The following is a 12,330-nucleotide window of genomic DNA, read 5'->3' on the forward strand; positions in this document are numbered from 1 at the left end:
TTCTAGTTTTTTCGCTTCCTCTTGTTTCTTACTCTCTTCTAGTTTTTTCGCTTCCTCTTGTTTCTTACTCTCTTCTAATTCCTTTTGTTTCTCAGCCTCACTCACTTGTTTTGCTGTTTCATCTACTAGTAACTTCTCAAAATCTTGAATTTGTTTATCGATCGCCTGTAAATTTACTTCTTTATCGACATACTGACAGTTGTCTTTTACTATTTGGAAGCCAGCATTCACATACGAGAATACTTGCTTATTCGATTCAGTTCCATTTCCTTTTAACTCTTCTTGTACTTGATTATAAGGTTCTTCTATTGATTTATATACTTTTTGTAACGATTCTCTCTCAGTAGCTATCTTCTCACGCCCTTGCTTCCATATAACAAGCGCCTGTTCTAATTCCTGAGTGGATCTAACAGTTAATTTTGATTTCATCCCTTCGTACTCATGCAAAATAACTTCCTTATGCTGCTTAGCTTGTTCTATTAATTGATCAACTGTTTTCGGAAAAATACTTGCTGTAGAAATAGTGGCCTCTACTTTCGTTTTATGAATGAAAGCTGCTTCTGTATAAGTCATCATTTGAGAGCCTAAATAAAAAGTAATAGAACACAAACATGGCAATATAAGCATCTTTTTGAATTTACGAGGTTGCTTCAGCATTTTAATCTCTCCTATCGAACAACTCGTTCTTTATCAAGAACTATATCTTTATTATAATAAAGTGAATTATAAAATGATATAAGAAATTATCTTTCTTTTTACATTTCCCTTTTAACAGAAAAGGAGACTATCATTTTTGATAGTCTCTTTTTCTGCTTATTTTTTCTCCACTCCATCGCCTTGTTGCGCTTCAAATGTCCATTTTAATTGAAGTTTATCGCCTTGGAATTCATTTTGAGGTGCATTTCTTTCAATAAAGCGGAATTTCACTTTAAATGAATCGTTAGTTCCCGCTTTAATGCCTTTCTCAGGCCATAACCAACTTACTATATCATTTTCTGCAGCAGTCACTGTTTGACTCTGCAAATCTTTTAATGTCGTTCTCTTAATTACTTCATCTTTTTTATCAATATTTTTTAAGAAAACTACTTCAATGTCTTCACCAAAGTCTCTCTTATTATCTTTCTTCACATCTTCTACATCATATTCTGTAGTTAATAATACTTTTTTAATATCTAATGTACCTTTATTCTCTAATTTAAATTCTTTTTCAATTGTATCACCTGGTTTTAAATTATCCACTTTCACAATTGTTGAAGGGTTCAGCGCTAAGTCAAGTGTCCCAGACGCAAATGTATTATTTGACACTTCTTTATCACTAAAGTATGCAAATGTTCCTCCACCAACTAATGCAGCCCCTAATACTGCTGATGCAATACCCATTCCTAATTTTTTCTTTAAAGTCATGTCCATATCCCCTTAATATATATTTGTTAATTTCCTAATAGGAAACTATAACCAAAATAACTAGACGGATTGTTCTACTTTTTTCTCTTTCTTTTCTCCATCAATGCTACGAATCGCACTAAAAATAGTAATCGCTGAATAGCCTAGTAAAAAGATTCCTGGAATAATAAGAAGTAAAGCAGCTCCAGCTTTTGAATTCGCATAATTTAATGCATACCCTGCATAAGGAACTGTAATATCTGCATATTTCCCAATGACATTATCCGCAAGTACTGGTTCTAAATCAGGGCCATTGTTGTTATCCCCTTTTGTTTCATACATTACTTTTCCATTTGTATCTTTCACACCGATAATACGGTGAGTGATAATTTTTTCATCTTTCTCTTTAAAAGTAATAACATCACCTTTTTGATATTTAGAGCCATCTTTTGTCGGTTCTATCGCAATGATTGACCCTGTTAAAAATGTTGGTTCCATCGATCCTGATAACACTGATTTAAATTGATATCCCATCACCGTTGGATCCCCACCGCTCGCTTTTGAAGAAATAACTACAAAAGCTAAGCAAATCATTAATGCAAATAAAACAAATGAGATAACGTTGCTAATCACCTTCCAAATTAATTTCATCGTTTCTCTCCCTCTCCGTTGTTTTATATTATTTGAAGTATGCAATATTCACTCTCGTTCTTTAACGAGAACACAAATAAATAATATAACGAACGAAACGGAAATGCAATAAGAAATTTTACAATTATTAGTTATTTTAAATATAAAAAAGGACTGTGACAAATTCTCTTCACAGCCCTTTAAACTAGTAATTTATTTTTCTTCTGATTTCATTCCTTTTGTATTTCGGCGTAGCACTACAAATAAAATGGCTCCAAATAATATGGCAGCACCTATTCCAATACTTATTATTTTCACGTTTGATTCGTTTACTTCAGGCTCGATCGTATCTTTTTTAGGCATTGCAAAAGTAACATCTTCTTTAGAAAGAACATTAACCGTCGCAATTGTTTGATTATTCTTCGTGATATCAACTGCCCCAACTACCTCACCACGATGAATTCCTTTATGATACAAAGAATCTTTATCTAATGAAGCCGCACGGAAAATCGTCCTCACATTTTTTCCTTCATCTTTCTTAAGCATCACTTCTGCACTTTTTTCAAGCTCGCTATCAATATCTTTATTTAAATACGTTGTCTTTTGATGCCAACTATGTTTATCTAGTACAGTTTGCTTCACAAATTGACCAAAAGAATAGTCCGCCATCTGCTTTAAATCTTCATAAATTTCAGGTCTTTGAGAAGCCATTACTACATTTATAATACGATTTCCATCCTTCTCATTTAATAGAACGAGCGTATTGCGCGCTTCATTTGTAAAACCTGTCTTACCGCCAATACTAAATGGATTTTCAAAATAAGTAGATTTATTAAAAATAGACACCGTCTGCCTAGATGTCGTAACTGTCGTCCTTTTCGTATTCATCGCTTGCAAAATCTCAGGGTACTTTTGCACACCTCTCGTAATCATAGCCATATCATATGGTGTAGTATAATGGTTCGGATCATGCAATCCATTTGGTGTTACAAAATGACTATCGGTAGCCCCTAATTGCTTCGCTCTCTCATTCATCATATTAGCGAAATTCTCAACACTTCCGCCAATACGCTCTGCGATTGCATATGACACATCATTCGCACTTAGCACCATTAAAATCATAAGTGCAGTATTTCTATTAATCGTCTCACCAGGTTGAAACTCAATTTGATAATTACTCTTCTCTTGATCTAATGCTAATTGTGAAAACGTAAATTGATCCTCTGGCTTCGTATGCTCCATAAGTAAAATCGCCGTTAACACTTTCGTCATACTAGCCGGAAATGCACGATGATGTGCGTTTTTATCATACAAAATATCTCCAGTTTTCGCATCAATCGTAGTTGCAAACTGACTAAAAACATTTGGCCCTTCCTTAGGTGGTGGTGCCACTTGTTCTGGATTCACTCCAACATTCTTCTCAGCACGTAACGTCATAGGTGTCAAAAAAAATAAACAAATAACGGTAATAAAAGCCAAAATTTTCTTAAAATTTACCATATGACTCTCCCTTTTCACTATACTCTCACAGCTTAAAAACTGAATATACCAATCTATATGTAATTTGTATTAAATTGGAAGAATATTCACTGTTTTTTACTATATCATACTTTTACGATAAATAACATAAATATACAATAAAAAATAAGAAAGAATTATTCTTTCTTATCCTTCTCATCAATTAATGAATCAATTAAATTTTGACTAGCTTCCTCAGGTGTAATCTCATCTGTCATCCCCATAAACGACCAACCTTTAGAATCGACCCACTCAACAAACTCTTGCAAAAACTCATCATGTGTAACATCCACATCAAGAATTGAGCCATTAATTGAAATCGTTCTATTTTTAGATACGCGCATCTTGAACGTTTTCCTTACCATTACAATAATTCTCCCTCTACTTCTGAATAATTATAAAGTGAAACTTTAATCAGTGGGGGGCTTCATCCCCCACCTAACCTCTTTGCTTTCGCTGAGTTTTGAGGTGAATCTTACTGCCCGCAAATAGCGGGGTAAAATAATCTTGTATCTCTGTTATACATGATTTTAAGTAAATTGTAAAAAGGATATATTGGCCAGTTTGCATATTGAAACTGAAAATCTATCATCCTGCAAAAATAGCAAACGATATGTAAAGGATCATAAATAACTAAATAAACTCACATAAAAATAAAACAACTTACATTTTATCACACCAAATACAAATGACTTTCGTACAATAGAATGGAATATACTAGAAGAAAACTTATAATGAGGAGGAACTCCATGGCGCGTTGTACGTATTGTAAAACGAAATGGAAAGTAAAAGATGTATGGTCGATACTCGTGACATTTGAAAAAGATTGTCCGTATTGTTTTGGGAGGCAGTATCTATCTAATGACACCTTTCATCATGCTAATGCCGCTCTACCTCTATTATTCCTATGTCCTTTACTTGTTGATTTAAACGATGAAAACCCTTTGGATAAATATCTTAAATAATACGACCGCTACATCCTACTAAGTTTTTTCTCATTATTATCCCTTCAGATACTACTCGCATAATTGCATATGATTCCCCTTTTAAAACTTACCACAAAAAATATTGTAAAATTTCAGTTAATTTTATATAATTGCTTTAACATAATGATTAAAGATGCTATTACATAAGTATTTTTGAAGATCCCGTAGCTCAGCAGGGAGAGCGCCACCTTGACAGGGTGGAGGTCGTGAGTTCGAGCCTCTCCGGGGTCATAAAAAAAGAGAAATCATATCAACTTTCTACGTGATATGGCTTCTCTTTTTTATCTAAATCAATCACTTCCCACCAAACCTCTTCTCCAAAGACTTCGCATTGGCAAACAATACTTCTTTCAAGTTATCATCTGCAACGATTTTCTAGTCACCACCTCTATCTTTGCTAAAAGCACTAGCAAAGACCATTGGCATAAAACTTCTCCCATCTATCAATCCGTATCAGTAGCACAAACTAACCACATTTTCTGCTCCTTACTATCTAACACCATCCAAGTAATATCCCACGCAACATCGTAAAACCAATCTGTCCAAGGGCGATAGCTTTCGAACACTTTAATATCTTCGTATCGATCTTGGAACATATATTGACATACATTAACTGCTAATTGTTTTGCGATAACTGGTCGTTCCTTAAATGCTTCATATGCTCCGCCCCACAAAATTTGAGCGGCAATGCTACCATCAAGCATGACTGCCCATTGCTCTTTAAAATGAAACTTATATTTTTGTGACGTATGTATTTTTAACTCTTCTAAGCTATTGATTATATCTAAAGAGTTAAATATTCTTCTAAAGAAGTGTTCATGCCCCTCTTTCGAATGTGGTATTTCTTTGAAAAAATTTTCGTTATGTACTTTAAAACAGCTTATTATTGCGCCACCATTTAAGTTTTGTTCCTTAAACGTGTTTACAAGTTGCGCAACAGATTCGTCATTCGTTTCTATTTTTTCAAACGTTCCCTCTTTCCATCTCATAACGTCACTACTCTCTATTAAAAATTTGTTTCTTCATTATAAATAGCAAAATAAAAACCAGCAACTTTAAGATTGCTGGCCTATCTCTTATTCATATTCGAAACACTAATAACAATTGCTCCAAGCACATAATGCCCCGCTACCATCCACATACTCCGATCAAAAATCATAAGCGATAACCAAAACGATATATTAATAGCAGCAAATAATACATATAAAATGAAGTCTCTCTTTTGTAGTGCTTCTCTATTCCTCAAAATATAAATAGCGCCGATTGGTGGAAGGATGAAGCAAAGGAAAAAAACAAACATTTTTCTTAATGACCATGGATATGAAGTTACTGTTTGCATATAGATCTCCTTTTTATTTTATAGTACCTTTAACATCGGCCTTACTACTCTATACTCGTCACTATAAAGCTCCTTTATGATTAAGGGTGAGTGAGGATTCCCCTCTTCTTCTATCAATGTGAATACTTCTGTTTTTTCGCTTAATATGTTGGATTCACTATTTTTAATAGGTTTTTCACTTGTTTCAATTTTCTTTGTTATTTCTCCTAGCCTTTGCCCCACTTCTTCTGCTTTAGCCGGTTCATTTGTTATGTAGTATTCTTGCCCCTCCCATACTAACATAGGTGGCACTTGTTCTCGTTTGTTACATATTATATAAGTAATACTAGCTATAAGTAGTAGGCATGTTAATAAAAAGAAGATAGTTTTTTTATTCATATACTCTTCTCCCTATCTATCATTTTATTAAATTATATAATATCCATTATATACAGTAAATGGATTTAGTAGGAATTTTCGGATTTTACAAAAAAAGAGAAAAACCTTACTGCTGTAAGGTTCCATTTTTATATTCTATAGTGACCGATTTATTAAAACGATCATGACGATAATCGCTATAAACATAACAACTAAACAGCCGATCATTTTATAAAAGCCTCGTTTCGTTAACGTCCCACCTTGCACGTCTTTCCGAATAAATAAGAATACGGCTAAAAATAATACAAGCCCAATGCCAAAAGCATACATCATTTGCATATGTTAATCTTCCTTTCTCTCTTCCATCTTAATATCTTTTTGCCAAAACAACAAACGAGATAAAGACGGTACTCATCGTGAGTGCCATAAGTATGTTCAGTAGTTCAACTGCAGATAGTGTAATAACATTTAAGTTTAAGCCAATAGAGAAAAGAAGATAATACGCTGTTAATGCAAAAAAGCTGAAGAACATGCCTTTATAACGAATTAATTTCATCCGCTCGTCTTTTTCTTTAAATTGCGGATGTAAGTAGCTTAAGCAAAAGCACATGATCATCATCGCAAGCACTGTATAAGTTGGAGTTGGTGGTGCAGAATGCGTCATTATTCCTGTTAGGATCATAAATCCACTCATAAATAGAAAGATAATTCCCATGATAACGAAGTACTTTTGTGAATAGTTCATCTTTATTCCTCCCCTTCTTTTCCTTCATAAATAAATACATGTTCTATCGTCGTCTGAAATGTTTTCGCGATTTCAAATGCTAACGGAAGTGATGGATCGTATTTTCCTTTTTCAATTGAAATGACGGTTTGTCTGGAAACGCCAAGTTTCTCAGCCAATTTTTCTTGAGATAGTCCAAATTTTTTTCGGTATTCGACCATTTTATTTTCCAAGGAAATTTCTCCCCCCTCCCTTATACCGAGTATATATGTAAAGCAAACTTTACGTCAAGCTTCCTTTACATTCATTTTAATTATTATTCACGCTATTTATATAGAAGAAACTTTTTCAATTTCAGCACGTCTATTTTGTAATGAAACATGGAACAATGTAAATAACTGTTACTATATCTCCACCTCTCTTTTTTTAAAATTTAATATCTCCATATTTGTTTTATCCTTTTAAAATATTTCATTTATCCCTTTATTCCGCGAAATGCGTTATTGGTTTTACGGTGTTTTTCGTCATATTTATAGAAACTAACTGTTTATGAAGCATTTTTGATGTTTAGCAACTTTTTTTGTAGAAATCCTTCACTTTCCTTTCAATATTTAACACTATCTAAATAAAGTTTACGCTAAATTCATAATTTTTTATTTTTTATACTATATTCCGTTATATTGTTGTATAATATCAATGAAAGCGCTTATTATTTCAATATACATAATTCGAACTTATTTTTATCAAAACATTCTAACTATTATACTTATATTTACATGCAACAATTTTAGTTATTTGTATAGGTATACCAAATATATCCACCCTATTTTTCTGTAAAATTACTTTATAACATGAAAGATTAACTTGGGTGATAAGTTATTGTGAATGTTTTTTTACAAAACAGATAAGTAATAGTGTTTGGTATTATGTAAATTATTGTAATAACATAAGAGTAAAGAAAAACATTTACATTGATTATTGGTTCATCAATTATTGAAAAGAGCAAAATGCACCTTTTTGTATGGAAAAAGGATTATATGCATTGGGAGGTTTAAACAAATGACGAGGAAGAATACAACGACAAACCCTTGGGCCAAGTTCCACGGTCCGAACCTTGGTTATGTTATTGAACAGTATGATCTTTACGTAACTGGAGCAGGTTCTGTTGATCCGGAATTACAAGAGCTTTTTGAAATTTTTGGAGCTCCTTCGTTTCAAGATGATGTCGTAACAGGGGACAACACAGCAACACATTTTTCTCCTCAAAACACAGGTAACATTGAAAAAATTCTTAAAGTCGTTCAACTTGTTGAACAGATTCGTTCTTTCGGGCATACGTTGGCTCACATCAATCCGATGGAAGATGCTGCAAATGGACAATCTCTTCTTGAGAAAGCAATGAACGAACTGAGCGATGCTGATTTGAAAGCGATTCCAGCAAAAACAGTATGGCAAGATGCACCAGAAGGTATTCACACTGCACTTGATGTAATTCATAGATTAAAAGAAGTGTATACACAAACTTTAGCTTATGAATTTTCTCATATACAAGATAGTGAAGAACGCGCGTGGTTGCATCAAATGGTGGAATCAAATTCATTGCGTCAACCACTATCAAATAAAAAACGAACTGCTCTTTTAAAACGTTTAACAGCTGTTGAAGGTTTCGAGCAATTCTTGCATAAAACATTCGTTGGGCAAAAGCGTTTCTCTATCGAGGGCGTTGATATGCTTGTACCTGTTCTAGATGAAATTGTGCTAGAAGGTGCTAAAAACGGCGTAGAAGATGTCATGATCGGTATGGCTCACCGCGGTCGTCTAAGCGTACTTGCACACGTATTAGAAAAACCATATAGTCACATGTTTGCCGAGTTCAAACATGCAAAAATAGAAGGCGCAGTAGCAAATTCTGGCTGGACTGGCGACGTAAAATACCATTTAGGTAGAGAACAAGTCGTTAGTAACGAGGAAGTTAGCACTCGCGTTACATTAGCAAATAACCCAAGTCACCTTGAGTTCGTTAATCCTGTTGTAGAAGGTTTCGCACGTGCGGCTCAAGAAAATCGTAAAAAATCTGGTCTTCCAGAACAAGATACTTCAAAATCATTCGTAATTTTAGTTCACGGTGATGCTGCATTCCCTGGTCAAGGAATTGTATCTGAGACACTAAACTTAAGCAGATTGAACGCGTATCAAACAGGCGGAACAATTCATGTTATTGCAAACAATGCAGTTGGTTTTACGACTGATAGCTATGATTCTCGTTCTACGAAATATTCAAGTGACCTTGCAAAAGGTTTCGATATCCCGATTGTTCACGTCAATGCTGATGATCCAGAAGCTTGTCTTGCTGCTGCTAATCTTGCAATTCAATATCGCATGTTGTTCAAAAAAGATTTCTTAATCGATTTAATTGGTTACCGCCGCTACGGTCATAACGAAATGGATGACCCAGCAGTTACACAACCACAAGTGTACAAAAAGATTAAAAATCACCCAACTGTAAGAGCAATTTATGCAGATCAATTACAAGCTGCTGGTGTTCTAAATGCAGATGAAATTGAAACAATTACTCAGTTTACACAAGAACAATTAAAATCTGACTATGCACAAGTACCACCAGCTGATACGAGCGATGCAACAATTCACGTTAAAGTACCAGATGTTGTTGCAAAGGGCATTCAGTCAATTGATACTGGTGTTGAACTTGATTCACTTCGTGCAATTAATGAAGGTCTACTATCTTGGCCAGAAGGCTTTAACGTATATCCGAAAGTGAAGAAAATTCTTGAGCGCCGTAAAGACGCTCTTGAAGAGAACGGTAAAATTGAATGGGCACTTGCTGAGTCATTAGCATTCGCTTCTATTTTACAAGAAGGTACGCCAATTCGTTTAACTGGTCAAGATTCACAACGTGGTACATTCGCGCATCGTCACATCGTATTACACGATACTGATACAAATGAAACATATTCACCATTACATCGCTTACCAAACATCAACGCTTCATTCTCTGTTCATAACAGTCCGTTATCAGAAGCTGCTGTTGTTGGTTACGAGTATGGTTATAACGTATTCGCTCCAGAAACGCTTGTTATGTGGGAAGCGCAATATGGTGACTTCTCAAATACTGCGCAAGCATTATTTGATCAATATGTTTCAGCTGGAAGAGCAAAATGGGGTCAAAAATCTGGTTTAGTTCTTCTATTACCACACGGTTATGAAGGTCAAGGACCGGAGCACTCTAGTGCACGTCCAGAGCGATTTTTACAGTTGGCTGCTGAGAACAACTGGACAGTTGCAAACTTAACGAGTGCGGCACAATACTTCCATATTTTACGTCGTCAAGCATCTATCTTAGGAACAGAAGCTGTTCGACCATTAGTATTGATGACGCCGAAGAGTTTATTACGTCACCCACTTACGCTTTCAACTGCTAGTCAATTAAGCGAAGGACGTTTCCAACCTGCTTTAGAACAAGAAAACCTTGGTACAAAACCAAACAAAGTAAAACGTCTTGTTTTAAGTACAGGTAAAATGGCGATTGACTTAGCAGCAGAAATCGAGTCTGGTAAGCATGAGTACAACTTAGATGAAATTCATATCGTTCGTATTGAACAACTGTACCCATTCCCTGCTGAGAAAGTTCAATCTATTATTAAACGCTTTAAAAACTTAGAAGAAATTATTTGGGTTCAAGAAGAGCCTCGTAATATGGGCGCATGGCATTACATGGCTCCAATTCTGTTCGAACTAGCTGGAGATAAAGTGAAAACAGGTTACATCGGACGCCCAGATCGCTCTAGCCCATCTGGCGGCGATCCATTCGCTCACAAAGCTGAGCAAGAACTAATTGTTGCACACGCTTTAGATGTAAAGTATAACTTCCGTCAAGATAAACTAGAAATTGAAGTTTTCAGCAACTAAAAAGTAACAATGAAGATTTCTAGCTTGTTCCTTGGGCAGATATTCTGCCCAAGGTCAGGCTAACAAATGGAGATTACCGAAGACAAAAGAAGAAAAAACACACCGTTAGGCAAATAAGGGGAGGACATTTAAAATGATCGAAATTAAAGTACCTGAGCTTGCAGAATCTATTACTGAAGGAACTATCTCACAATGGCTTATCAACGTAGGCGACAAAGTTGAGAAAGGTGGCAGCGTTGTTGAGCTTGAAACTGATAAAGTCAATGTAGAAATCATTGCAGAAGATTCAGGTATTGTATCGAAGTTACTAGGCGAACCTGGGGATACAGTTGAAGTTGGCGCAACTATCGCAATTTTAGATGCAAACGGAGCACCAGTTGCAGTAAGTACACCTGCACCGGCTGCTGAGCAACCAAAACAAGAAACAGCTGAAGCACCAAAAGCTGCGGCACCAAGTGCTGAACAAACTGCAACTTTACAAGGTTTACCAAATACAAACCGTCCTATCGCATCACCAGCTGCTAGAAAAATGGCTCGTGAATTAGGAATCGACTTAAACGACGTACGTAGCACAGATCCACTTGGACGTGTGAGACCACACGATGTACAAGCTCATGCTGTAGCACCAAAAGAAGCACCAGCTGCTCCAAAAAGTCCAGCTCCTGCTCCAGTTGCAAAAACTGAATTTGAAAAACCAGTTGAGCGCGTGAAAATGTCCCGCCGCCGTCAAACAATTGCAAAACGTCTTGTAGAAGTTCAACAAACATCTGCAATGTTAACAACATTTAACGAAGTTGATATGACTGCAATCATGGAATTACGTAAAGAGCGTAAAGACGCTTTTGAGAAAAAACATGATGTACGTCTTGGTTTCATGTCATTCTTCACAAAAGCAGTTGTTGCAGCATTAAAACAATTCCCATTATTAAATGCTGAAATTCAAGGTGACGAGCTTATCATTAAAAAATTCTATGATATCGGTATTGCAGTAGCAGCTCCAGATGGATTAGTTGTTCCAGTTGTACGCGATGCGAACCAATTAAACTTCGCTGAAATCGAAAGCGAAATTCGTGAATTAGGTAAAAAAGCACGTGACAACAAACTTTCATTAAAAGAACTACAAGGTGGTACATTTACAATTACAAACGGTGGCGTGTTCGGTTCTCTAATGTCAACACCGATCCTAAACAGCCCACAAGTTGGTATTTTAGGAATGCACAAAATCCAAGTACGTCCTGTTGCAATTGATAACGAACGTATGGAAAACCGCCCAATGATGTACATCGCTTTATCTTACGATCACCGTATCGTTGATGGTAAAGAAGCAGTTAGCTTCCTTGTTGCTGTTAAAGATATGCTTGAAGATCCAAAATCATTATTATTAGAAGGTTGATAGATTAATAATCTATTATATAAAGGCTGTAGAATACATCATTCTACAGCCTTTTTTTCGTTCATACAGGACA

Annotated in this window: 14 protein-coding genes and 1 tRNA gene; 4 read left to right on the plus strand and 11 right to left on the minus strand. The window is 35.5% G+C overall.

The annotated features are described in order from the left end of the window. The 5 genes from PDK19_RS18745 to PDK19_RS18765 form a co-directional block, all read right to left on the minus strand. Positions 1 to 657, minus strand: a 657-nt coding sequence (locus tag PDK19_RS18745) for a DUF4047 domain-containing protein (protein ID WP_061661279.1), incomplete at its 3' end; no start/stop codon positions are given. A 156-nt stretch (positions 658 to 813) separates the two neighbouring features. After that, the gene (locus PDK19_RS18750) at positions 814 to 1,404 is read right to left on the minus strand and encodes a TasA family protein (protein ID WP_000172845.1); all 591 of its coding nucleotides are present in this window, start codon (positions 1,402 to 1,404) and stop codon (positions 814 to 816) included. A 60-nt stretch (positions 1,405 to 1,464) separates the two neighbouring features. Continuing rightward, positions 1,465 to 2,034 (minus strand): signal peptidase I SipW, encoded by a 570-nt coding sequence (gene sipW, locus PDK19_RS18755; RefSeq protein WP_000767807.1) that lies wholly within the window; start codon positions 2,032 to 2,034, stop codon positions 1,465 to 1,467. A gap of 192 nt (positions 2,035 to 2,226) precedes the next feature. After that, positions 2,227 to 3,513, minus strand: coding sequence for a D-alanyl-D-alanine carboxypeptidase family protein (locus PDK19_RS18760; protein ID WP_270707795.1), 1,287 nt, complete (start codon positions 3,511 to 3,513; stop codon positions 2,227 to 2,229). 155 nt (positions 3,514 to 3,668) lie between these two features. Next, the gene (locus tag PDK19_RS18765) at positions 3,669 to 3,896 is read right to left on the minus strand and encodes a hypothetical protein (RefSeq protein ID WP_000251858.1); all 228 of its coding nucleotides are present in this window, start codon (positions 3,894 to 3,896) and stop codon (positions 3,669 to 3,671) included. Between the two features lie 384 nt (positions 3,897 to 4,280). Here PDK19_RS18765 and PDK19_RS18770 point away from each other — a divergent pair, with 384 nt between their 5' ends. Together PDK19_RS18770 and PDK19_RS18775 are read left to right on the plus strand one after the other, a co-directional pair. Beyond that, a complete protein-coding gene (locus tag PDK19_RS18770; protein WP_049111720.1) occupies positions 4,281 to 4,496 on the plus strand; it encodes a hypothetical protein in 216 nt (71 codons plus the stop codon). 179 nt (positions 4,497 to 4,675) lie between these two features. Then, positions 4,676 to 4,748 (plus strand) — tRNA-Val (locus PDK19_RS18775). Positions 4,749 to 4,960: 212 nt separating this feature from the next. Here PDK19_RS18775 and PDK19_RS18780 read toward each other — a convergent pair. The 6 genes from PDK19_RS18780 to PDK19_RS18805 form a co-directional block, all read right to left on the minus strand. Further along, the gene (locus PDK19_RS18780; protein WP_270707799.1) at positions 4,961 to 5,506 is read right to left on the minus strand and encodes a hypothetical protein; all 546 of its coding nucleotides are present in this window, start codon (positions 5,504 to 5,506) and stop codon (positions 4,961 to 4,963) included. An 80-nt stretch (positions 5,507 to 5,586) separates the two neighbouring features. Then, complete coding sequence (locus PDK19_RS18785) at positions 5,587 to 5,856, minus strand: hypothetical protein (RefSeq protein WP_014893203.1); 270 nt, start codon at positions 5,854 to 5,856, stop codon at positions 5,587 to 5,589. A gap of 18 nt (positions 5,857 to 5,874) precedes the next feature. Beyond that, positions 5,875 to 6,234 carry a hypothetical protein gene (locus PDK19_RS18790; RefSeq protein WP_014893204.1) on the minus strand — a complete coding sequence of 120 codons (360 nt, stop codon included), beginning with the start codon at positions 6,232 to 6,234 and terminating at the stop codon, positions 5,875 to 5,877. 135 nt (positions 6,235 to 6,369) lie between these two features. Further along, the gene (locus PDK19_RS18795) at positions 6,370 to 6,552 is read right to left on the minus strand and encodes a DUF3976 domain-containing protein (protein ID WP_001178301.1); all 183 of its coding nucleotides are present in this window, start codon (positions 6,550 to 6,552) and stop codon (positions 6,370 to 6,372) included. Positions 6,553 to 6,580: 28 nt separating this feature from the next. After that, the gene (locus PDK19_RS18800) at positions 6,581 to 6,958 is read right to left on the minus strand and encodes a hypothetical protein (RefSeq protein WP_001109914.1); all 378 of its coding nucleotides are present in this window, start codon (positions 6,956 to 6,958) and stop codon (positions 6,581 to 6,583) included. 2 nt (positions 6,959 to 6,960) lie between these two features. Next, entirely contained in the window at positions 6,961 to 7,170 is a 210-nt protein-coding gene (locus PDK19_RS18805) for a helix-turn-helix transcriptional regulator (protein WP_049111715.1), read from the minus strand. Positions 7,171 to 7,996: 826 nt separating this feature from the next. Here PDK19_RS18805 and odhA point away from each other — a divergent pair. Then, positions 7,997 to 10,864, plus strand: a complete 2,868-nt coding sequence (odhA, locus tag PDK19_RS18810; protein ID WP_270707801.1) for a 2-oxoglutarate dehydrogenase E1 component — start codon at positions 7,997 to 7,999, stop codon at positions 10,862 to 10,864. Positions 10,865 to 10,997: 133 nt separating this feature from the next. After that, the gene (gene odhB, locus PDK19_RS18815) at positions 10,998 to 12,257 is read left to right on the plus strand and encodes a 2-oxoglutarate dehydrogenase complex dihydrolipoyllysine-residue succinyltransferase (protein WP_270707804.1); all 1,260 of its coding nucleotides are present in this window, start codon (positions 10,998 to 11,000) and stop codon (positions 12,255 to 12,257) included. The last annotated feature ends 73 nt before the right edge of the window (positions 12,258 to 12,330 follow it).

This window comes from Bacillus cereus group sp. BcHK124 (assembly GCF_027712065.1).
GTDB lineage: Bacteria > Bacillota > Bacilli > Bacillales > Bacillaceae_G > Bacillus_A > Bacillus_A pacificus.

What these genes read in the sequence shown, in the direction of transcription:
- PDK19_RS18750 (WP_000172845.1), bottom strand. Translation starts at nt 1,404, where the DNA reads ATGACTTTAAAGAAAAAATTAGGAATGGGTATTGCATCAGCAGTATTA.
- sipW (WP_000767807.1), bottom strand. Translation starts at nt 2,034, where the DNA reads ATGAAATTAATTTGGAAGGTGATTAGCAACGTTATCTCATTTGTTTTA.
- PDK19_RS18760 (WP_270707795.1), bottom strand. Translation starts at nt 3,513, where the DNA reads ATGGTAAATTTTAAGAAAATTTTGGCTTTTATTACCGTTATTTGTTTA.
- PDK19_RS18765 (WP_000251858.1), bottom strand. Translation starts at nt 3,896, where the DNA reads ATGGTAAGGAAAACGTTCAAGATGCGCGTATCTAAAAATAGAACGATT.
- PDK19_RS18770 (WP_049111720.1), top strand. Translation starts at nt 4,281, where the DNA reads ATGGCGCGTTGTACGTATTGTAAAACGAAATGGAAAGTAAAAGATGTA.
- PDK19_RS18780 (WP_270707799.1), bottom strand. Translation starts at nt 5,506, where the DNA reads ATGAGATGGAAAGAGGGAACGTTTGAAAAAATAGAAACGAATGACGAA.
- PDK19_RS18785 (WP_014893203.1), bottom strand. Translation starts at nt 5,856, where the DNA reads ATGCAAACAGTAACTTCATATCCATGGTCATTAAGAAAAATGTTTGTT.
- PDK19_RS18790 (WP_014893204.1), bottom strand. Translation starts at nt 6,234, where the DNA reads ATGAATAAAAAAACTATCTTCTTTTTATTAACATGCCTACTACTTATA.
- PDK19_RS18795 (WP_001178301.1), bottom strand. Translation starts at nt 6,552, where the DNA reads ATGCAAATGATGTATGCTTTTGGCATTGGGCTTGTATTATTTTTAGCC.
- PDK19_RS18800 (WP_001109914.1), bottom strand. Translation starts at nt 6,958, where the DNA reads ATGAACTATTCACAAAAGTACTTCGTTATCATGGGAATTATCTTTCTA.
- odhA (WP_270707801.1), top strand. Translation starts at nt 7,997, where the DNA reads ATGACGAGGAAGAATACAACGACAAACCCTTGGGCCAAGTTCCACGGT.
- odhB (WP_270707804.1), top strand. Translation starts at nt 10,998, where the DNA reads ATGATCGAAATTAAAGTACCTGAGCTTGCAGAATCTATTACTGAAGGA.